At 65.5% G+C, this 19,641-nt stretch carries 20 protein-coding genes; 12 read left to right on the forward strand and 8 right to left on the reverse strand.

What is annotated here, in order from left to right:
• Positions 1-115: 115 nt before the first annotated feature.
• The 3 genes from BMX85_RS21630 to BMX85_RS21640 form a co-directional block, all read right to left on the reverse strand.
• Positions 116-1,414, reverse strand: a complete 1,299-nt coding sequence (locus BMX85_RS21630) for an MFS transporter (protein ID WP_090323547.1) — start codon at positions 1,412-1,414, stop codon at positions 116-118.
• A gap of 90 nt (positions 1,415-1,504) precedes the next feature.
• Positions 1,505-1,825 carry a thioredoxin family protein gene (locus BMX85_RS21635; protein ID WP_090323550.1) on the reverse strand — a complete coding sequence of 107 codons (321 nt, stop codon included), beginning with the start codon at positions 1,823-1,825 and terminating at the stop codon, positions 1,505-1,507.
• Entirely contained in the window at positions 1,826-2,695 is an 870-nt protein-coding gene (locus BMX85_RS21640) for a ChaN family lipoprotein (protein ID WP_090323553.1), read from the reverse strand.
• A 236-nt stretch (positions 2,696-2,931) separates the two neighbouring features.
• On the opposite strand from BMX85_RS21640, the gene BMX85_RS21645 reads away from it, so the two are divergent.
• Positions 2,932-3,282: a PEP-CTERM sorting domain-containing protein gene (locus BMX85_RS21645; protein WP_090323555.1), complete on the forward strand. Its 351-nt coding sequence runs from the start codon at positions 2,932-2,934 to the stop codon at positions 3,280-3,282.
• A 72-nt stretch (positions 3,283-3,354) separates the two neighbouring features.
• Here the strand turns inward: BMX85_RS21645 and BMX85_RS30565 are convergent, their stop codons facing one another.
• Genes BMX85_RS30565 through BMX85_RS21655 form a run of 3 tightly spaced genes read right to left on the reverse strand, consistent with a single transcriptional unit; the run spans position 3,355 to position 5,552 of the window.
• On the reverse strand, positions 3,355-3,522 hold the full coding sequence (locus tag BMX85_RS30565) for a hypothetical protein (RefSeq protein WP_177196844.1): 168 nt from the start codon (positions 3,520-3,522) through the stop codon (positions 3,355-3,357).
• Positions 3,523-3,557: 35 nt separating this feature from the next.
• Positions 3,558-3,959, reverse strand: coding sequence for a DUF3224 domain-containing protein (locus tag BMX85_RS21650; RefSeq protein WP_090323558.1), 402 nt, complete (start codon positions 3,957-3,959; stop codon positions 3,558-3,560).
• A gap of 12 nt (positions 3,960-3,971) precedes the next feature.
• A complete protein-coding gene (locus BMX85_RS21655) occupies positions 3,972-5,552 on the reverse strand; it encodes a sensor histidine kinase (protein WP_090323560.1) in 1,581 nt (526 codons plus the stop codon).
• A gap of 187 nt (positions 5,553-5,739) precedes the next feature.
• Here BMX85_RS21655 and BMX85_RS21660 point away from each other — a divergent pair, with 187 nt between their 5' ends.
• The gene (locus BMX85_RS21660) at positions 5,740-6,105 is read left to right on the forward strand and encodes a hypothetical protein (protein WP_090323563.1); all 366 of its coding nucleotides are present in this window, start codon (positions 5,740-5,742) and stop codon (positions 6,103-6,105) included.
• Positions 6,098-6,943: an HDOD domain-containing protein gene (locus BMX85_RS21665; RefSeq protein WP_090323565.1), complete on the forward strand. Its 846-nt coding sequence runs from the start codon at positions 6,098-6,100 to the stop codon at positions 6,941-6,943. Before BMX85_RS21660 ends, BMX85_RS21665 begins: the two co-directional genes overlap by 8 nt.
• Positions 6,944-7,080: 137 nt before the next feature.
• Here the strand turns inward: BMX85_RS21665 and BMX85_RS21670 are convergent, their stop codons facing one another.
• Positions 7,081-7,413, reverse strand: coding sequence for a hypothetical protein (locus BMX85_RS21670; protein ID WP_090323567.1), 333 nt, complete (start codon positions 7,411-7,413; stop codon positions 7,081-7,083).
• Positions 7,414-7,944: 531 nt separating this feature from the next.
• Here BMX85_RS21670 and BMX85_RS21675 point away from each other — a divergent pair.
• Positions 7,945-9,024: a PhoH family protein gene (locus BMX85_RS21675; RefSeq protein ID WP_090323569.1), complete on the forward strand. Its 1,080-nt coding sequence runs from the start codon at positions 7,945-7,947 to the stop codon at positions 9,022-9,024.
• Entirely contained in the window at positions 9,008-9,487 is a 480-nt protein-coding gene (gene ybeY / locus BMX85_RS21680) for an rRNA maturation RNase YbeY (RefSeq protein WP_090323572.1), read from the forward strand. The genes BMX85_RS21675 and ybeY overlap by 17 nt, the downstream gene beginning before the upstream one ends.
• Before the next feature lie 18 nt (positions 9,488-9,505).
• Here ybeY and BMX85_RS21685 read toward each other — a convergent pair whose 3' ends face one another.
• Positions 9,506-11,314, reverse strand: a complete 1,809-nt coding sequence (locus tag BMX85_RS21685; RefSeq protein ID WP_218147390.1) for a DUF4132 domain-containing protein — start codon at positions 11,312-11,314, stop codon at positions 9,506-9,508.
• Positions 11,315-11,697: 383 nt separating this feature from the next.
• Between BMX85_RS21685 and BMX85_RS21690 the strand changes: the two genes are divergently transcribed.
• From BMX85_RS21690 to BMX85_RS21720, 7 genes are all read left to right on the forward strand, one after another.
• Positions 11,698-12,582 carry a CorC family transporter gene (locus BMX85_RS21690; protein WP_090323577.1) on the forward strand — a complete coding sequence of 295 codons (885 nt, stop codon included), beginning with the start codon at positions 11,698-11,700 and terminating at the stop codon, positions 12,580-12,582.
• On the forward strand, positions 12,582-14,153 hold the full coding sequence (gene lnt, locus BMX85_RS21695; RefSeq protein WP_090323581.1) for an apolipoprotein N-acyltransferase: 1,572 nt from the start codon (positions 12,582-12,584) through the stop codon (positions 14,151-14,153). The genes BMX85_RS21690 and lnt overlap by 1 nt, the downstream gene beginning before the upstream one ends.
• 99 nt (positions 14,154-14,252) lie before the next feature.
• Positions 14,253-15,176, forward strand: a complete 924-nt coding sequence (glyQ, locus tag BMX85_RS21700; protein ID WP_090323584.1) for a glycine--tRNA ligase subunit alpha — start codon at positions 14,253-14,255, stop codon at positions 15,174-15,176.
• 5 nt (positions 15,177-15,181) lie between these two features.
• Complete coding sequence (gene glyS, locus BMX85_RS21705; protein ID WP_090323587.1) at positions 15,182-17,290, forward strand: glycine--tRNA ligase subunit beta; 2,109 nt, start codon at positions 15,182-15,184, stop codon at positions 17,288-17,290.
• Complete coding sequence (gene gmhB / locus BMX85_RS21710; RefSeq protein WP_229210609.1) at positions 17,291-17,872, forward strand: D-glycero-beta-D-manno-heptose 1,7-bisphosphate 7-phosphatase; 582 nt, start codon at positions 17,291-17,293, stop codon at positions 17,870-17,872.
• A gap of 67 nt (positions 17,873-17,939) precedes the next feature.
• A complete protein-coding gene (locus tag BMX85_RS21715; protein WP_373923992.1) occupies positions 17,940-18,632 on the forward strand; it encodes a lysophospholipid acyltransferase family protein in 693 nt (230 codons plus the stop codon).
• 17 nt (positions 18,633-18,649) lie between these two features.
• On the forward strand, positions 18,650-19,609 hold the full coding sequence (locus BMX85_RS21720) for a M48 family metallopeptidase (RefSeq protein ID WP_177196845.1): 960 nt from the start codon (positions 18,650-18,652) through the stop codon (positions 19,607-19,609).
• Positions 19,610-19,641: the final 32 nt, after the last annotated feature.

Raw genomic sequence — 19,641 nt, forward strand, 5'->3', positions numbered from 1 at the left:
AACTATAAAACTTGTTAAGCAAGCATAAAGATCAGCCGGTTGCCGCCGCAACGCGCACGAAGTTGAGCGATTCACGCCGTCCCGGCGATCGGCCGGGACGGGTTGTAGGACGACCTCAGGCCGCGCGGGCGGCGCGGGCGTCGCCGGTCTTGACCAGCAGCAGCGCCACCAGGCTGATCACCGCCGCGCCCGACAAGTAGTAGCCGACGTATTGCAGGCCGTAGTTGGTGGCCAGCCAGGTGGCGATGTACGGCGCCAGCGAGGCGCCGAGGATGCCGGCCAGGTTGAACGTCAGCGAGGCGCCGGTGTAGCGCACCTCCGGCGGGAACAGTTCGGACAGGATGGTGCCCAGCGGGCCGTAGGTCATGCCCATCAGCGCCAGCCCGACCGACAGGAACACGGTGATCTGGACCAGGCTGCCCGAGCCGAACAGCGGCGCCAGCGCCAGCCCGAACACGGCGATCGCGGCCGAGACCCAGATCAGGGTGGTGCGGCGGCCGTAGCGGTCGGCCCACAGCGCGGCGAGCGGGATCGTCAGGCCGAAGAACAGCACGGCGATCAATTGCTGGATCAGGAAATCCTTGCGGGTGAACTTGAGCGCCGTGGTGCCCCAGCTGAGCGCGAACACCGTCATCAGGTAGAACAGCACGAAGGTGGCCAGCGCGATCAGGGTGCCCAGCACCAGCACGCGGCCGTGGTCGCGGAACACCGTCACCACCGGCACCTTGACGCGCTCGTTCTTGTCGAGCACCTTCTGGAAGTCCGGCGTCTCGTGGATCTTCAGGCGGATGTACAGGCCGACGATCACCAGCAGCGAGCTGGCCAGGAACGGGATGCGCCAGCCGTAGCTGAAGAACTCGGCGTCGGTCAGCACCTCGCTCAGCAGCAGGAAGATGCCGCCCGACAGGAAGAAGCCGATCGGCGCGCCCAGCTGCGGGAACATGCCGTACCAGGCGCGTTTGCCCGGCGGCGCGTTCTCGGTCGCCAGCAGCACCGCGCCGCCCCACTCGCCGCCCAGGCCCAGGCCCTGGCCGAAGCGGCACAGCGCCAGCAGCGCCGGCGCCAGGGTGCCGATCTGCGCGTAGGTCGGCAGCATGCCGATCACCACGGTCGAGATCCCCATCATCAGCAGCGCCGCGACCAGGGTCGCCTTGCGGCCGACGCGGTCGCCGAAGTGGCCGAACACGGCCGAGCCGACCGGGCGCGCGAAGAAGGCGATGGCGAAGGTGGCCAGCGACTGCAACGTGGCGGCGGCGGGATCGCTGGCGGGGAAGAACAGCTTGGGGAACACCAGCACGGCGGCGGTGGCGTAGATATAGAAATCGAAGAATTCGATGGTGGTGCCGATCAAGCTGGCGAACAGCACCGTGGACGGCTTGTTGGTCTTGGACGATCCCGGTTGAGACATGCTCATGCGTGAGGCTCCTGCGGATGGGTGGTGCGCCTCATCATACACACCCGGTCCGCAGCTTGCCAAGCAGATATGATTGCCTGCGGGGCCGGGTCAGTGATCGATTTGCGACAGTCCGGCGGCGATCTCGTCGGCCTTGAGCGGCCGCACCACGCGCGCCACTTCGCGGCCGTCGCGCAGGAAGATCAGGGTCGGCCACAGCTTGACCTTGTAGGAACGGCCCAGCGGACGGCCCGGGCCGTCCTCGACCTTGTAGTGGTTGACGGCGTCATGGCCGGCCATCGCCTGCTGCAGCGGCGGCTGGGCCGCCATGCAGTGGCCGCACCAGTTGGCGCCGAACTCGAGCACGGTGGCGCCGGGCATGGCGTCGATCTCGGCGCGCTGCGGCGCCTCGGCGGTGTAAACAGTTTTCATTTATTTGGTCTTGAACTTGGCACATGGATCGGTGCGCTGCTGCGTCTTGAGCTTGTGCGCCACGTCGTACAGGCTGGCGCCGGCGTCGCCGCCTTCGACGAAACCCTCGCTGCGCACCGCCAGTATAGGCTCAATCTGATTGAGCCAGCGCGCGACACCGATGTCCTTGCGCACGTGGCCGTTGCCGGCGATCAGCACCACGTCGCGCGGGCGCTGCTCGCGCACGATCTTGGCCATCCAGATGTCGCGCGCGACCTGGGCGTTGACCATGCCCCCGATCATCATCTCCGGCATCATGTCGCAGTGGCCGACGGCGATTTCCCGTTGCTGGGCGGCGCGCACGTCGGCCGGCAGCGGCTGGTCCAGGCGGTAGTCCTTGATGCTTTGCGCGTCGAACGTGGCGGTGACGCCGTCGCGCACCACGCGCGAGGCGTCGGCGCGCGACAGGTTGCCGGCCACCAGCGGCAGGTGATAGGTCAGCGCCAGCTGGATCACCGGGTAGTACAGTTGCCAGTCCCAGCGGGCGCCGTTGACCACGCGGATCACGCATTGCGCGTCGAGGCAGCCCTGTTGCGCCTTGGCGAGCAAATCCTGGTCTTCGCGATCGAACTGTTCCATGACGATGGCCGGCCGCCAGCCGCCCTCCACCCGCTGGCGCAGCGACTCGTAGCGCAGCCGGTGCCCCTGGGCGTTGTCGTGCACCTCGCCCAGCAACAACACTTGCGGGTTGGGGCCGGCAGGGGCGCCCTCCCCGGGCACCGGTGCCGCCTCCCGCCGCTGGCCGCCGGCGCAACCCGCCAAGGCCAGGCCGACGGTGAATGTTGCCGCAAAACCAATTGTCCGCCAGACTTTTTTATTAGTGGATATCATTCCGCTCCTCACGTCCGTGTTCGCTAGAAAAAACGTTACGCCCGCCATATGTTATGCTGTTGTTGCGGCGCAATATTAAATTTCCTTGATATAAACACAGATAGCAATATGTTATGAATTGTGGTTTAATAGTCTTTGTGCAATAAACGTTCAACGCATTGCGGCCGCAAGTCTAAGGTGTCTGCATTAAATTGCTGTTAAGACCCGGACCCGCAGTATTGCCATAGGAATAAATTATGAAAATAACACCGCTTATAACCTCCCTGCTGTTTGCGCTGAGCCTGACCGGCGCGGCGCACGCCAAGGTCGACGCCAAGCCGGCAGCGCCTATCGCACCTGCAACAATTGACGCTGAAAAATGCGTGCCGAACGCGGCCTCCTCTTGCCTGACCGCCGACGATTCCGCCGCCAAGGACGATGACAATATCGATCTGGCCACGCTGCCGAAAGCCAATCCGGCGCAGCAGGTCGACGCCGCCGCCTCGCCGGTGCCGGAGCCGCAAACCTTCGCCATGATGGCGCTGGGTTTGGCGCTGCTGGGTTTCTCCTCGCGCCGCCGTCCATCGTCGGACAAGTTCGAGAACTAACCTCGCCGCTGTGCGGCACGACAAACATCCCGCCCGGTGCGGGATTTTTTTTTGGCCGCTACATTTTGCTCGCTAGTAGCACAGCGATCGTATGTTGCTGATGGCGACGCCCTGGGCGATGGCGCGGAACACGCAGCCCAGCTTGCGCCAGCCGTCGTCGGTGAGCATCACCGCGCCCAGCGCCAGCGCCAAGGCGATGGCCACCACGATCAGCAAACCCTTGATGGCGTCTTTATTCATGCAGCCCCCCGGTCGAGGCGGTATGCGCTTGCGCGTCAGGCGGCGTCCGCCAGTGTGTAGTCGAAATCGTAGTAGTGCTTGCCGCCTTCGATGCGGATGTTCAGGGTGCCGCTGAGCCCTGCGAGCTGGTCGCGGCCGGAATCGGGCACCACCGCCACCGCCAGGCTGGGCGCGCCGCGCTCCATGATGCCGCGGTGGTGCAGCAGGAAGTCGCCGCGCTTGCCGTCGAGCGTGCCCTCGACCCGCTCGATCGCCACGTACACGCCCGAGCCCAGCGCGCTGTCCATATAGGCCAGCATCTCGCCCTTGCCGGTGGCGGCCAGCGCGCCATGGTATTGCTTGTCGAGCGACATGCGGCCGACGCCGGTGTCGGCCGCCACCGCCGAGGTCGATTCCGGCTGCATCTTGACGCTAAATTCCCCTGTGATCCTGTTCATCGCTGCCTCCTGTTAAGCGGGCAGGCGGCTTTCCGCCTGCCCGCTGGTGTCGTCGACCGGCGTCACGCACGGCATGCGCAGCGTGAAACTGGCGCCGTGGCCCAGCACGCTGGCGACCGTGACCGTGCCGCCGAATTGTTTGGCCATCAGGTTGAACACGATGTTCAGCCCGAGCCCGGTGCCGCCCTGCCCGCGCCGCGTGGTCACGAACGGATCGAACACCTTGTCCAGCATTTCCGGCGGAATGCCCTTGCCGTTGTCGCTCACCCGCATCTCGATCCAGTCGTCCTGGCGCACCACGCCGATGGTGATGCGGCCCTCGTCGTCCGGTTCGAACGCGTGGTCGACGCAGTTGAGCGTCAAATTGGTGATCACCTGCGCCAGCGCGCCCGGGTAGCTGTCGAGCATGATGTCGGGCGGGCAATCGATGCCGACCGCGATATGCGTTTTCTTCAGCTTGGGCTGCAGGCTGGAGACCACTTCGTTTATATAATCGCGCAATTCGAAGCGGCGGCGCGCCTCGCTGACCTGGTCGACGGCGATCTGCTTGAAACTGTGGATCAGGTGGGCGGCGCGGTAGGCGTTGTTCATGATCAGGCGCGTGCTTTCGGCCGCCGTGTCCAGGTAGCGCATGATGTCGGATTTCTTGATGTTGCCGCCCTCGACGGCCAGCTGCACCTTCTCGGTCGCCTCCATCAGCACCGAGGCGCTGGTCAGCGCGATGCCGACCGGCGTGTTGATCTCGTGGGCGACGCCGGCCACCAGCCCGCCCAGCGAGGCCAGCCGCTCGGCCTGCAGCAGCGATTCCTGCGTGCGGCGCAGGTCGGCCATGGCGCGCGCGGTGGCCTGGGCCGACTTGCGGGCCTCGTCCTCGGCCTCGCGGATGCGCTGGATGTTCGATTTGACCTTGCGCTGGATGGCGTTGAAGCCGCGGATCACCTCGCCGAGCTCGTCGCGCCGGCTGTCGGGCAATTCCTCGACCTCGTCGCTGCCGCGCGTGGCCAGGTCGAACAGGCCGTCGCGCAGGCGCTTGAGCGGGTCGAACACGATGCGCAGCGACAGCGCCAGCGCGGCCACCAGGATCAGGTCGAGCAGCAACACTTCGATCACCTTGCGGCGCACCTCGGCGGCCAAGGTGGCGTCGATCTGGGCGCGGCTGAAGTTGACCACCACGCGGCCGACGATGACCGGCTTGAGCGCGGCGCCGGCGGCGCCGGAGTCGCGGTAGGCCAGGTCGGCCACCACCGGCGTGCCGGCGACGGCGGCGTCGTTGTCGATGGCGCTGATCTTGCCGTCCTCGTGGCGCAGGCGGCCGGAAAACAGGCCGACCGAGGTGTCGTAGACGCGGATCGACACCAGTTCGGGCGGCATCATCTCGGCCGCGACGATGTTGTCGACCTTGGCCTTGTCCAGGTCCCACAACGCCGACGGCAGGCTGGTTTGCAGCCGCGTCAGCACGCCCTGGCGCAGGCGCTGGCTGCTCACTTCGAGTTCGTGCCCGAGGCTATATTGCGCGTAGGTGCCGGAAATGCCCAACACCAGGGTCACGATGACCACGAACAGCAGCGTCAAACGGCCTTGAATACCAGACATCGAACACCCTCCCCCGACCACGTATTTGACGGCAACATCCCAATGTACGGTATGGGCTGCGTCTTGGCAAGAATTTGGGGCGATCGCGGGCAGGCAGCCGGCAGACTTCGCCCGCGCGCAATGGTAATATCGTGCAACAGGTGGGCCGCCGACACGCGGCGGACAACCCGACATTAGCGGAGGCACCATGACGGGCAATTATCATCAACTGGCGACGGCCGAGGTGCGGCCGGGCATGGTCCTGTCCGACGTGCTGCTCGACGTCCAGGGCCACGTGCTGCTACCGCAGGGCACGGTGCTGACCGAGGCGATGCTGGCGCTGATGCCGCGCCACGGCATCGCCGTGCTGCCGATCGTGCGCGACGAGGTGGCGCCGGAAGTGGCGCAGGCCGCGTTGACGCGCCACCAGGCGCGCATCGACCAGCTGTTCCGCAAGAACGATGCCGACAGCGACCACGACTGGGCCACGGCGCTGCTGCGCCGTTTCGTCACCGATTTCCGGCTGGGCAAACCCGACCCGGAGCAAGCCACGGAGCACCCCGGACATGAGTAACACCCTCAGCTACGACGACGTGGTGCGCAACCTCGACGATTTGCCGTCGCTGCCGGCGGTGGTGATGGAATTGCTCAACAGCATAGACCAGGACGATGTCGACATCTCCGTGCTGGCCAAGAAGGTGTCGTACGACCAGGCGCTGACGGCCAAGACGCTGCGGCTGGCCAATTCGTCGCTGTACGGACTGCAGGTGAAGGTCACCACGATCCAGCAGGCGATCACCTACCTGGGGTTCCAGACCACCCGCAACCTGATCACGGCGGCGGCCGTCACCGGCTGCTTCGCCGAGGGGCATTGCCCCGGCTTCGACCACAAGGCGTTCTGGCGCCACTCGATCGCCACCGCCGCCTGCGCCAAGGTGCTGGCGCGGCAAATGCGTTTCAATCAGGATTACGCCTTCACGGCCGGGTTGCTGCACGATATAGGCAGGCTGGTGCTGGTGTCGTGCTTCCCCAACCAATATTCGATCACCCTGGCCTACCGCGAGGAGCACGACTGTTATTTGCTGGAGGCCGAACGCAAGGTGCTGGGCGTCGATCATGTCGACGCCGGCATGGCGCTGGCGGAGCACTGGAATTTTTCCGACACGATGCGGCTGGCCATCGGCGGCCACCACGATCCGGAAGCGCCGGGCGCGGGCTTCTTGGCGGCCATCATTCATGTGGCCGACGCCATCGTGCACGCGCTCGATCTGGCGCAGGTGAGCGACGATCTGGTGCCGCCCGTGTCCACCGTGGCGTGGACCGCGCTGGGCCTCGATGAGGAAGTCTATCTGCAACTGTTCCGGGAAACCGAGCTGCAATATGAAGAAATTTCGATGGTGCTGCTGAGCTAACGGATGACGCCGACGGACTGCCGAGCCGTCATGAAACGCACGAACGACAAGAAAGCGTCACCTGCCGGCCGGGATGAACGACGTCGACTCGACGTCGCGTCAACCACGGCGCGGCAGGTGCGGAAGCTGCGGGCGCATTAATGACGCGCGTAATTTCCGGCCTCGGCCTTTTCTGGACGCTCTTCAGGCTTCGGACGGCCCTGGGCATCGGACAGGCGGTATTTGGTGCGGCGGTCGCCCATCAAATCGCGCAGGTCGCGGATGCTCATGCCGGTCACCTCGTGCATGCGGATCAGCAGCGACGCGCCGACCGGCAAGCGGTGGTGACGGATCTTGCTGATGACCGGCGGCGCCACTTCCAGCAGGCGCGACAGCGCGGCGTCGTTTTTCAATTGCATCTTGCCCAGCAGGATGTCGAGCAGATGGTTCGGGTTGTAGCTTTCTTGGGAAGCAAGAGCGTGGTGTGCCATGATTTTCCTCGTTGGTTGGGTGAAGTGATAGTGCTGGTCGGAACTTAAGGACAACTTAGAATTTATCAATTAACCGCTTGCCAGGATAAGCAGCTAACAGAATGACTAAAATTAATCCTCGACCCGATTCGCCTCAATTGCCTTTCGTGCAAGAGAATTCTATGCTTAAAGCGACTGCTCCAGCGGGCGCACGGTGCGTGAAGATTGTTTGACATCAACCGCCGGCTAGAAAACTTAGCAACTATACTATTTCATCACATGGGGACGGAGGGTGTCGCACGCAAGAACTTGTAGGAAATTGTTACATGAAGCAAGTTCATGCAGAATGGCAGCGCGCTTGCTGCCCCTCGGCAACTGTGTCATGGCCAGGGCAACATTCTTGCGCGCCGGGACCGCGCCGGCGGGGTCCGGCCCGGTCCGCGGCAGCGTTTCAAAATGCGGCTCGAACGCGGTTTGCATCGGCAAATTACGCTAAACTAGCGCCTGTGCGCAACCGTGCCCCATCCCGCCTCATCTCTTAAAAGCATTCCATTGAAAACCAAAACACCCGTTCAGCCGCATTACTTTGTTCCAGAGCCGCTCGACAACTCGCGCCTGGCCCATTTGTGCGGTCCCCTCGACGAAAACCTGCGGCAGATTTCCGCGGCGCTGGACGTCACCATTTTCCGTCGCGGCGAGAAATTCATCGTCAGCGGCCACAATGCCGAACGCGCGGTGCAGATCCTGGAACAGTTCTACGCCGTCGCCAACAAGGTGGTGCCCATTGAAGAAGTGCAGCTGGCGCTGGTGGAACAACGCGCCGGCCTGGCGGCCGCCGCCACCGCCGCAGGCGCTGCCGGCGACGCCAAGCCGCACGCGGTGGCCGAGGCGCCGTTCGTCGAGCCGGACATCAACAGCCCGGTGCTGAAGACGCGCCGCACCGACCTGCGCGGCCGCACGCCGCACCAGATCCGCTACCTGCGCAACATCCTCGAACACGACATCAGCTTCGGCGTCGGCCCGGCCGGCACCGGCAAGACCTATCTGGCCGTGGCCTGCGCGGTCGACGCGCTCGAGCGCGACGCCGTCAAGCGCATCATCCTGACCCGCCCGGCCGTCGAGGCCGGCGAGCGCCTGGGCTTCCTGCCTGGCGACCTGGCGCAAAAGGTCGATCCATACCTGCGCCCGCTGTACGACGCGCTATACGACCTGCTGGGCTTCGACCGCACGCAGAAAATGTTCGAGAAGCAAGTCATCGAGATCGCGCCGCTGGCCTACATGCGCGGGCGCACGTTGAACCACGCGTTCGTGATCCTCGACGAGGCGCAAAACACCACCGTCGAGCAAATGAAGATGTTCCTCACGCGCATAGGGTTCGGCAGCAAGGCCGTCATCACCGGCGACGTCACGCAGGTGGACTTGCACAAGAGCCAGAAAAGCGGCCTGGTCGACGCCGTCCAGGTGCTGAAGGACGTGCGCGGCATCGCCTTCAGCCACTTCAACAGCGAGGACGTGGTGCGCCACCCGCTGGTGGCGCGCATCGTCGACGCCTACGAGACGGCGCACAACCACGAAGCCGAGATCGCCCCCCTCCTCAAAGCCACCGCCCTTAAAAATGTCCGTAAAAAATAAATTGACCTTGTCGGTGCAGTATCCCGACCCCCGCCTGAAGGAAGTGATCACCCGCGCGGCCATCCGCAAGTGGATACAGGCGGCGCTGTTCGCGCCGGCCGAACTGACCATCCGCTTCGTCGACGCCGCCGAAGGCCGCGAGCTCAACAAGCAATACCGGGGCAAGGACTACGCCACCAACGTGCTGACGTTCGCCTACAACGACGGCGAGCAGCTGGACGAGGACGCGCCGACGCAAGCGGACATCATCCTGTGCACCGACGTGCTGCAGAAGGAAGCGGCCGAGCAAAAGAAAACGGTCGAGGAACACACCGCCCACCTGATCGTGCACGGCGTGCTGCACGCGCAAGGCTACGACCACGAGGACGACGAGGAAGCGGCCGAGATGGAAGGCATCGAGACCGAGCTGCTGACCGAGCTCGGTTACGCCGATCCTTACGCCGCCGAGAAAGCCGTCGAGTAGCGGCGCGATCGCTGCGCCTCAAGCCCCGCCCGCCAACACGCCGACCGTATCGACTATCCGCTCGAGCAACACCTCGTCGTATGGCAACCACGGCAAGGCCGCCAGCCGGGGACCGTCCGGGCGCGCCGGTGACGCCACCGGCGCCCCGCCGCGCGTCACCCGCCCGGTCGCCAAACTGACGGCGTGGTCGCCCACCCGGACGTCGCGCTCCCCGACCGCCACCCGCCCGGCCGCGATCAGCGGGGCGAATATCTGCAGCAAGGCGCTTCGCCGCAGATCGGCCATGCGCCCCGGCTTGACCTCCGACAGCCTGTGCAAGTGCAGCATGCGCAGCTCGTCCGGCACCGCCCCATCGCCGTCGTCATCGAGCCCGATGCCCGCCGTGCTCACCAACAAATCAACCGCCCGGCAAGCCTCTGAAAAGACCACCGGCGCGATGCCGTCCGGCGCACATGTCCGCCAGCCTATGCCGTCGCGCCGTTCGAAGCGCAACCCGGTCGACACGCAATACCCGTCGGCCCCGGGATACAACTTGCCGTTGACGGAGAACCCGACCCGCAACGCGCCGAAACCCCGTAGCAGGTCGTCGTAGCCGATCCGCCAGCCTTCGCGCCGCGCCAGCCCCAGCAGGCGCCGCACCGCCAGCACGTGGCCGCTGAAATCGGTGGGCGGCAGGTAGAACTCGCGGTACACCTGGCGAAATGGCTGGCGCAGGCGGCGCGCGGCCAGCAGCGCTTGCCAGGCGGCCCGCTCCGGCTCGTCCGCCGCCAGCGGGTGCCACAGACTGACCCGGCCCGCGTCCGGCAGCGCCAGCGGGCGGCCGGCACTATCGCTCGCCAGCAATCCCTGCGGCGTGGACTGGATCATGAAACCGGCATCGCCCGCCCCCAGGGTCCACACCAGCGCCTGCGCCACCGGCGCGCCAGCCGCCGATCGCGCCAGCGCACGCCATGCATCCATGTCCAGCGATGTTACCAGCCAGTATCCGGATTCCAGGCAGGACGCCAGCATGGCTTGCTCGCGCTTGCCGGATTTGAGGCTGGCAAGCATGCGCAGGGCGACCTCGGGCCGCTCCATGAGGGCCCGTTCGGCCGGCTTCAGATTGCGCGCCAGCTTTTTTTGCACCCCGGCATGCCGCACCACGCCCAGCGCGTCGCGCAGCGCCCGCACCGCCTCGGGCGTTGGCACGCCTTCGACCGAGTGACCCAGCGCGATCGCCAGCGACTGCGACGGCGCGGTCTTGGCGGCGGTCGGCGCCACGCACGATTGCGGCAGCAGGGCGCCGATCATGTCCGGGAACCACGGCTCGTCACGCAGCGCCGCCACCCGCGCCGCGCGCGCGATCACCGGCGTGTCGTCGAGGGCGAAGGCGCCGTCGGCGACGTAGGGCACCGCGCCGGCGTGAATCTGGCCCAGACGCAGCACGGCCCGCCGCAGCGCGTCGCGCGCGAAGGCGACATAGGCCGGCTCCGCTGCCAGCGCCAGCGCCGGATCGCCCGGCCCCTCCCGGTCGCCGGCCGCGCCCGGCCAGTAGATGCCGACCCAGTCCGAACCGCCGAGGGTCAGGACGGCCTGGTCGCTCAGCCGGTCCAGCATGGCGAATTCGGCCAACAGATAGGTCGCGTCACGGTATTTGCCGGCCACCAGCGCGGCCAGCTCGGCACGGGTGGCGGCATCGCTCCAGCGCGCCAAGGCATAGCTTTGATGAATAGAACGTGTCCATTCCGCTGGCTCGCCCAGGATCCGGCGCAATTCCGCCGCCAGGGCGGGCGGCGCCTCGCCGTCGAGCCAGCCCAGGCACTGGACGGCGATCGCAGGCAGCGACACCGACCGGAACGCGGGCAGGGCGCTCTCGGCGTCGAAAAGCGGGGTCAGCCGCAATTCCGCGGCCTGCTCGATCAGGGCACGGCCGACGGCGCGCGCGGCGGGATGGGATTCGAGGGTGCGGGCGGCCTCCAACGCCGGCCACAACCTGCCGAAATCATGCGGTGTCAGGCCGGCGATGGCGACCGGCGCACCGACGAAACGCTGATGGTCGGGCGCGGCGGTGAGCCGCCCGAGCAGCTCTCGGGCAACAGGGGAAAGTGGCGAATTGGGCATAGTTGCAAAATATAACACGCGTTCGACAGCGCTGTTTTTTTGGCAAAAACCAGCGTCGGCGAGCTTTTGGTGTATCCTATACCCCTTCAAAACAATGGCTCACGCCTACTATGCAAGAGCACTCTAGTGGCGTCAAGACTGACGCCAAACCCCATCGGTCACTGTTTGAACGCCTGACCGCACTGATTTCCCCCGAGCCCGAGAACCGCGCGGAACTGCTTGAGGTTCTGCACGACGCCCACGAACGCAACCTGATCGACGCCGACGCCTTGTCGATGATCGAAGGCGTGTTCCAGGTCTCCGACTTGTCCGCCCGCGACATCATGATTCCCCGTTCGCAGATGGATGTCATCGACATCTCCAAGCCGATCGAGGAATGGATGCCGCAGGTGCTGGCGACGGCCCACTCGCGCTTCCCCGCCATCGAGGGCGAGCGCGACAAGGTGATCGGCATCCTGCTGGCCAAGGACCTGCTGCGCTACTACGCCGAAGAGTCTTTCGACGTGCGCGACATGCTGCGCCCGGCCATCTTCATCCCCGAGTCCAAACGCCTGAACGTGCTGCTGCGGGACTTCCGCGCCAACCACAACCACATGGCGATCGTGGTCGACGAGTACAGCGGCGTGGCCGGCCTGATCACCATCGAGGACGTGCTGGAGCAGATCGTCGGCGACATCGAGGACGAGTACGACTTCGACGAGGAAGAGGACAACATCCTCTCGATCAAGGAAGGCGTGCACGGACCGCGCTGGCGCATCAAGGCGCTGACCGAGATCGCGCAGTTCAACGAGGAGCTCGACACGTCGCTGCCGGACGAGGACGTCGACACCATCGGCGGCCTGGTCGCCAAGCACCTGGCGCGCATGCCGCACAAGGGCGACATCTTCGACTACCAGGGCATGCGCTTTGAAGTGCTGCGCGCCGACGCCCGCCAAATCCACGTGCTGCTGGTGGAAAAACTGCCGGCCGCCCCCGACACCGGCGACACGCAATAATGCGCTTTCGCCGCGCCAATCCGAACGACCCGCCCAAGCCGCAACGCAGCACCAAAGGTCGGATGATCATCACCATGCTGGCCGGCGCGCTGTGCGTATTCGCCTTCGCGCCGTTCGGCTGGTGGCCGCTCGAGATCCTCGGCCTGGCGACGCTGTTCTACCAGGTGCTGCGCAGCGCCGACGTCAAAAGCGCGGGCCTGATCGGCTGGGCCTTCGGCTTCGGCTGGACCGCCGCCGGCACCCACTGGCTGTACGTGTCGCTGCACGACTTCGGCGCCATGGCCGCGCCGATCGCCGTCGCCGCCGTGCTGCTGCTGGCCTGGGGCATGGGCTTTTACACGGCGCTGGCGATGGGCGGCGCGGCCTGGCTGCGCAAGCGCTGGTCGCTGCCGCTGCCGGCCGCCAACCTGCTGGTGCTGCCGGCCATGTGGGCGCTGTTCGAATGGGTGCGCGCCTGGCTGTTCACCGGTTTCCCGTGGATGTCGTCCGGCTACGCCCACAATCACAGCCCGCTGGCCGGCTACGCGCCGGTGATCGGCGTCTACGGCCTCGGATGGCTGGCGGCCGTCATCGCCGGCGCCCTGCTGCTGCTGCTGCACCGCACCCGCATCAAGGCGGCGGCGCTGGTCGTCGCCATCTGCGCCGCCGGCGTCGGCCTGACCTACCTGCAATGGACCTACCCGGAAGGCAAGCCGATTTCGGTGCGCCTGCTGCAAGGGAACATCCCGCAAAGCGAAAAATTCGACGGCGCCCGCGTCATCGAGACCATGAAGCTGTACCACGACGCCATCACCGCCGCGCCGGCCGATCTGATCGCCACGCCGGAGACGGCCATCGTCATGCTGCCGCAGCAGCTGCCGCCGGACTACCTGCCCGGCATCGCCCAGTTCCTGACCAGGACCGACAGCAACCTGATACTCGGCATCCCGATGGCCGACAGCCAGACCGCCTATTTCAACAGCGTGATCGGCCTGACGCCGCGCCAGGGCAGCGCCTACTACCGCTACGACAAGCACCATCTGGTGCCGTTCGGCGAGTTCATTCCGCTCGGCTTCCGCTGGTTCGTCAACCTGATGTCGATCCCGCTCGGCGACCAGACCAGCGGCGCCGACATCCAGCCGGCCTTCCCGATCAGGGACCAGCGCGTGCTGCCCAACATCTGCTACGAGGATTTGTTCGGCGAGGAGATCGCCGCGCAGTTGAACCATCCGGCGCGGGGCCAGAAGCCGGCCACGATGCTGCTCAACGTCTCGAATCTGGCCTGGTTCGGCGACACCATCGCCATTCCGCAGCATTTGCAAATCTCGCAAATGCGCACGCTGGAGACGGGCCGGCCGATGCTGCGGGCGACCAATACCGGCGCCACCGCCATCATCGACGGCCACGGCGTCGTCCGGCACCAGTTGAAGGTCAACACCTTCGGCACCCTGGCCGCCGACGTCCAGGGCATGGCGGGCAGCACGCCCTTCATCATCTGGGGTAACAAGCTGTTTCTGCTGCTGGCGGCGCTGGCATTGGGCGGCGCCTGGTTTTGGGCGCGCCGCGCAAAAAACCGGGCCAAAGCCGCTTAATCTCTACAGGCTGCCGGCAAAACCCGCTAAAATTGCCCCTTTAGCATAACCGCAACCGCGCGTTCCCCGCCCCGCGAGGCGCGCCATCGACCACACAAGATGCTGACATTTCAACAAATCATTCTGACCTTGCAAACCTACTGGGACAAGCAAGGCTGCGCCCTGCTCCAGCCCTACGACATGGAAGTCGGCGCCGGCACCTTCCACACCGGGACCTTCCTGCGCGCGATCGGCCCGGAGCCTTGGCGCGCGGCCTACGTGCAGCCGTCGCGCCGCCCCAAGGACGGCCGCTACGGCGAGAATCCGAACCGCGGCCAGCACTACTACCAGTACCAGGTGGTGATGAAGCCGGCGCCGGAAAACATCCTTGACCTGTATCTCGGTTCGCTCGAGGCGCTGGGCCTGGACCTGAAACAGAATGACGTGCGCTTCGTCGAAGACGACTGGGAATCGCCGACCCTGGGCGCCTGGGGCCTCGGCTGGGAAGTGTGGCTGAACGGGATGGAGGTGACGCAGTTCACCTACTTCCAGCAGGTCGGCGGCCTCGATTGCAAGCCGGTGCTGGGCGAGATCACCTATGGCATCGAACGCCTGGCGATGTACCTGCAGGGCGTGGAAAACATGTACGACCTGGTGTGGACCACGTGGGAAGAAAACGGCGAAACCAAGACGCTGAAGTATGGCGACGTGTTCCACCAAAACGAAGTCGAACAATCGGCCTACAACTTCGAGCATTCGAACGCCGAACTGCTGTTCGCCCAATTCAACAACCACGAATCGGAAGCCAAGCGCCTGATCGAAGCGCAACTGACGTTGCCGGCCTATGAGCAGATCATGAAGGCGTCGCACAGCTTCAACCTGCTCGACGCGCGCGGCGCCATCTCGGTGACCGAACGCGCCGCCTACATCGGCCGCGTGCGCGCCCTGTCGCGCCTCGTGGCGCAGGCCTACTACGAGTCGCGCGAGCGCCTGGGCTTCCCGATGGCCCCTGGCCTGGCCGCCGCCGCTGAACAAACTGTATAAATAATATGACCCAGACCCTCCTCATCGAACTGCTGACCGAAGAACTGCCGCCGAAGGCGCTCGCCAAACTGGGCGCGGCCTTCGCCGCCGGCATCGTCAACGGCCTGAAGGCGCGCGACTTCCTCGAAGCCGACAGCGTCGCCACCTCGTTCGCCTCGCCGCGCCGCCTGGCCGTTTCCATCACCAGGGTGCGCGCCACCTCGCCCGACAAATCGATCCGCGAAAAAGTGCTGCCGGTGTCGGTGGCGCTGGACGCGGCCGGCAACGGCACGCCGCCGCTGGCCAAGAAACTGGCCGCGCTGGGCTTCCCCAACCTGACCGTGGCCGACCTGGAACGCGCGCAGGACGGCAAGGCCGAGAGCTTCTTTTACACCTACACGGCGGCCGGCAGCGCGCTGCAATCGGGCCTGCAGGCGTCGCTGGAGGAATCGGTCGCCAAGCTGCCGATCCCCAAGGTGATGAGCTACCAGCGTCCGGACGGCGCCACCGTGCAATTCGTGCGTCCGGCCCACAGCCTGATCGCGCTGCACGGTTCGACCGTGCTGCCATTGACCTTGCTGGGACTGACCGCGTCGAACGTGACCGAGGGCCACCGCTTCCTGACCGCGCCGGGCCAACGCGCGGTCACCATCGCCGACGCCGACAGCTACGCCGAAACGCTGAAATCGAAGGGCAAGGTGCTGGCCGGCGTCGAACAGCGCAAGGAACAGATCCGCGCCGACCTGCTGGCCAAGGCCGGCGCCGACCAGGTCTTGATGCCCGAATCGCTGCTCGATGAAGTGACGGCATTGGTCGAATGGCCGGTGGTCTACGAATGCAAGTTCGAAGAAGAGTTCCTGGCCGTGCCGCAGGAATGCCTGATCCTGACCATGCAGACCAACCAGAAGTACTTCGCGCTGACGGACGCCGACGGCAAGCTGCGCTCGCGCTTCCTGATCGTCTCCAACATCGCCACCGACACGCCGGACGCCATCATCGGCGGCAACGAGCGCGTGGTGCGTCCGCGCCTGTCGGACGCCAAGTTCTTCTTCGAGCAGGATAAGAAAAAGACCTTGGAATCGCGCCTGCCGCTGCTCAAGAACGTCGTCTACCACAACAAGCTGGGCACCCAGGCCGAGCGCAGCGAGCGTGTCAGCGCGTTGGCCGGCTTCATCGCCACCCAGGTCGGCGGCGACTCCGCGCTGGCCACCCGCGCCGCCAAGCTGTCCAAGGCCGACCTGCTGACCGACATGGTCGGCGAGTTCCCCGAGCTGCAAGGCATCATGGGCACCTATTACGCGCGCAACGACGGCGAGCCGGAAGACGTGGCGCTGGCCGCCTCCGAGCACTACCAGCCGCGCTTCGCCGGCGACGCGCTGCCGTCGACCGTCACCGGCACCGCCGTGGCGCTGGCCGACAAGCTCGAAACCCTGGTCGGCATCTGGTCGATCGGCCTGCAGCCGACCGGCGACAAAGACCCGTTCGCGCTGCGCCGCCACGCGCTCGGCGTGCTGCGCATGCTGATCGAAAAACGCCTGATGCTGTCGATCCGCGGCCTGCTCGATTCGGCCGCGCAGCAGTTCACCGGCATCGCCGGCTTCAAGGACCCGGTCCTCGAAGTGACCGCCTTCATGCTGGACCGCCTGCGCGGCATCCTGCGCGAGCGCGGCTTCTCGCCGAACGAGATCGAGGCGGTGGTGGCCCAGAACCCGGACCGCCTGGACGACATCGTGCAGCGCCTGGAAGCGGTCAAGGCCTTCGCCGCGCTGCCGGAAGCGGCCTCGCTGGCCGCCGCCAACAAACGCATCACCAACATCCTGAAGAAGAACGAGGAAGCGCTGAGCGCCGCCGGCACCAGCGCCGTCGACCCGGCGCTGCTGCAGGACGAGGCCGAGAAAAAGCTGGCCGCCGCCGTCACCCGCGTGCAGCCGGACATCGACGCCGCCTTCATCCGGGGCGATTTCGCCGACGCGCTCAAGACCCTGGCGCAGCTGCGCGACGAAGTCGACGCCTTCTTCAACGATGTCATGGTCATGGCCGACGACGTCGCCCTGCGCAACAACCGTCTGGCATTGCTGTCATCGCTGCATGGCATGATGAACCGCGTGGCCGACATTTCGAAACTGGCGGCCTAAATGGGTGCGCCGTCCTTGAAACTGATCATCCTCGATCGCGACGGCGTCATCAACCATGATTCGCCCGATTTCATCAAGTCGCCGGCCGAGTGGATTCCGATCCCCGGCTCGCTCGAAGCGATCGCCCGCCTGAACCAGGCCGGCTATCGCGTGGTGATCGCGTCGAACCAGTCGGGCATCGCGCGCGAGTTCTTCGACATGACGACCTTGAACGCGATCCACGCCAAGATGCACAATCTGGCGCAGCAGGTCGGCGCCGACATCGACGCCGTGTTCTTCTGCCCCCACGCGGCGGCCGACAACTGCGATTGCCGCAAGCCCAAACCGGGCATGTTCAACGAGATCTCGCAGCGCTACAAGGTCAGCCTCAAGGGCGTGCCGGTGGTGGGCGACTCGCTGCGCGACCTGCAGGCCGGCTATGTCACCGGCTGCGTGCCCTATCTGGTCCTGACCGGCAAGGGCGAAAAGACGCAGCAAACCGGCGGCCTGCCGCCCGGCACGCTGGTATTCCCCGACCTGGCGGCGATGGTGGGCCACCTGCTCAAAACCAGCGTGCCGCCGGCGCTGCACGTCGTTAGCTAACAAGTATTTGGAGTCTGCATTGGGTCATCCCGTATTGTTTTTGCGTTCCCTGATTTTCACCATCATCATGGTGATATCGACCGTGGTCTGGGCGCTGGTCTGCTTCCTGGCCGCGCCGCTGCCTTACAACAAGCGCTTTTGGGTCACCGCGCGCTGGAATGTGTTCATCGTCTGGTGCGCCAAGGTTATCTGCGGTATCCGCTACGAGATCAAGGGCGCCGAAAACTTCCCGGACGCGCCGGCGGTGGTGCTGTCGAAACACCAGTCGGCGTGGGAAACCATCTTCCTGCTGCCTAACCTGCCGCGCCCGTTGGTATTCGTGTTCAAGAAGGAAATCCTCTATATTCCCTTCTTCGGCTGGGCGATGGCGCTGCTGCGCATGATTCCGATCGACCGCAAGCAAGGCAAGAACGCGTTCAAGCACGTGGTCCGCCACGGCAAGCGCCGGCTGGCCGACGGCCAATGGATTATCATGTTCCCCGAAGGGACGCGGATTCCCGTCGGCCAGGCCGGCAAGTACAAAAGCGGCGGCACGCGCCTCGCCATCGCCACCGGCGCCGTGGTGGTGCCGATCGCGCACAACTCCGGCGAGTGCTGGCCAAAAAACTCTTTCATCAAACGGCCCGGCCTTGTTACAGTATCGATAGGTAAGCCAATTTCGCCCGAAGGACAAACTCCGGACGGCATGATGCAACAGGTGGAAACTTGGATAGAATCAGAAATGCGCGTCATTTCGCCCCACGCCTACAACGCTGGCTAGACGACCTGGCCACGTTGGTGAAGCCGGCGTCGCCGCAAGACGACGCCAGCCAGCTCGACCTGTTCGCACGGGAGGCGCAGGCGCAGGGTCAAGCTTCCTCCGCCAAACCCGTCTACACCTCGCCGGTGTGGTCGGTGCCTCCTTCCTCCAGCAAGCCTCCTCCGATTTCCCCGTACATAGCGCCGCCCACCACCGCGGTCCCGCTCAAGCCGCGCGTGGCGCCACCGCCGGCCGACCAGCCGCCGACGGCCAAGCGCCAGTTGATGGTCGGTGAATTCATCCTCGAATATGAACTGCGGCGTTCCACGCGCCGCTCGATCGGCTTCATGATCGACGACGACGGCCTGCGCGTGACCGCGCCCAAGCGCATCAGCATCGCCGAAATCGACAACGCGATCCGCACCAAACAGCACTGGATACTGGGCAAGCTCAAGGAACGGCGCGAGCGCCGCGCCGCGCGGCTGCAAAAGCCGCCGGTGGAATGGATCGACGGCGCGCAGATTCCGTATCTGGGCGCCGACATCACGTTGCGGCTGCTCGTGGGCGGGCGCAATCGCTCCAGCTACAACCCGGCCACGCGCGAGCTGTCGATGGTGCTGGTGCCCGGCGCCACCGAGACGCTGCTCAAGGAGCGCGTCAAGTCGTGGTACCAGCAGGAGGCCAAGGTGCTGTTCGAGCAGCGCCTGGACCTGTACGCGGGCCGCCTGGGCGTCAGTTACCACTCGTTCGGCCTGTCGTCGGCCGGCACGCGCTGGGGTTCGTGCACGGTCGACCGCAAGATCCGCCTGAACTGGAAATTGATCCACTTCTCGCTGCCGCTGATCGACTACGTGGTCGCCCACGAACTGGCGCACACGCTGGAAATGAACCACAGCGCCGACTTCTGGAACACCGTCGGCCGCATCTACCCCGAGTACGACGAAGCGAAGAACCTGCTGCGCAAACGGGCGCAGGAGCTGCCGGTGCTGTTCGCCTGAAATCACTGCATTCTGCGTGCTTTTGCAGCCAT

Origin of the sequence: Duganella sp. CF517, assembly GCF_900110275.1 — a bacterium.
Lineage (GTDB): Bacteria > Pseudomonadota > Gammaproteobacteria > Burkholderiales > Burkholderiaceae_D > Rugamonas.

What these genes read in the sequence shown, in the direction of transcription:
- BMX85_RS21630 (WP_090323547.1), bottom strand. Translation starts at nt 1,414, where the DNA reads ATGAGCATGTCTCAACCGGGATCGTCCAAGACCAACAAGCCGTCCACG.
- BMX85_RS21635 (WP_090323550.1), bottom strand. Translation starts at nt 1,825, where the DNA reads ATGAAAACTGTTTACACCGCCGAGGCGCCGCAGCGCGCCGAGATCGAC.
- BMX85_RS21640 (WP_090323553.1), bottom strand. Translation starts at nt 2,695, where the DNA reads ATGATATCCACTAATAAAAAAGTCTGGCGGACAATTGGTTTTGCGGCA.
- BMX85_RS21645 (WP_090323555.1), top strand. Translation starts at nt 2,932, where the DNA reads ATGAAAATAACACCGCTTATAACCTCCCTGCTGTTTGCGCTGAGCCTG.
- BMX85_RS30565 (WP_177196844.1), bottom strand. Translation starts at nt 3,522, where the DNA reads ATGAATAAAGACGCCATCAAGGGTTTGCTGATCGTGGTGGCCATCGCC.
- BMX85_RS21650 (WP_090323558.1), bottom strand. Translation starts at nt 3,959, where the DNA reads ATGAACAGGATCACAGGGGAATTTAGCGTCAAGATGCAGCCGGAATCG.
- BMX85_RS21655 (WP_090323560.1), bottom strand. Translation starts at nt 5,552, where the DNA reads ATGTCTGGTATTCAAGGCCGTTTGACGCTGCTGTTCGTGGTCATCGTG.
- BMX85_RS21660 (WP_090323563.1), top strand. Translation starts at nt 5,740, where the DNA reads ATGACGGGCAATTATCATCAACTGGCGACGGCCGAGGTGCGGCCGGGC.
- BMX85_RS21665 (WP_090323565.1), top strand. Translation starts at nt 6,098, where the DNA reads ATGAGTAACACCCTCAGCTACGACGACGTGGTGCGCAACCTCGACGAT.
- BMX85_RS21670 (WP_090323567.1), bottom strand. Translation starts at nt 7,413, where the DNA reads ATGGCACACCACGCTCTTGCTTCCCAAGAAAGCTACAACCCGAACCAT.
- ybeY (WP_090323572.1), top strand. Translation starts at nt 9,008, where the DNA reads ATGTCCGTAAAAAATAAATTGACCTTGTCGGTGCAGTATCCCGACCCC.
- BMX85_RS21690 (WP_090323577.1), top strand. Translation starts at nt 11,698, where the DNA reads ATGCAAGAGCACTCTAGTGGCGTCAAGACTGACGCCAAACCCCATCGG.
- lnt (WP_090323581.1), top strand. Translation starts at nt 12,582, where the DNA reads ATGCGCTTTCGCCGCGCCAATCCGAACGACCCGCCCAAGCCGCAACGC.
- glyQ (WP_090323584.1), top strand. Translation starts at nt 14,253, where the DNA reads ATGCTGACATTTCAACAAATCATTCTGACCTTGCAAACCTACTGGGAC.
- glyS (WP_090323587.1), top strand. Translation starts at nt 15,182, where the DNA reads ATGACCCAGACCCTCCTCATCGAACTGCTGACCGAAGAACTGCCGCCG.
- gmhB (WP_229210609.1), top strand. Translation starts at nt 17,291, where the DNA reads ATGGGTGCGCCGTCCTTGAAACTGATCATCCTCGATCGCGACGGCGTC.
- BMX85_RS21715 (WP_373923992.1), top strand. Translation starts at nt 17,940, where the DNA reads ATGGTGATATCGACCGTGGTCTGGGCGCTGGTCTGCTTCCTGGCCGCG.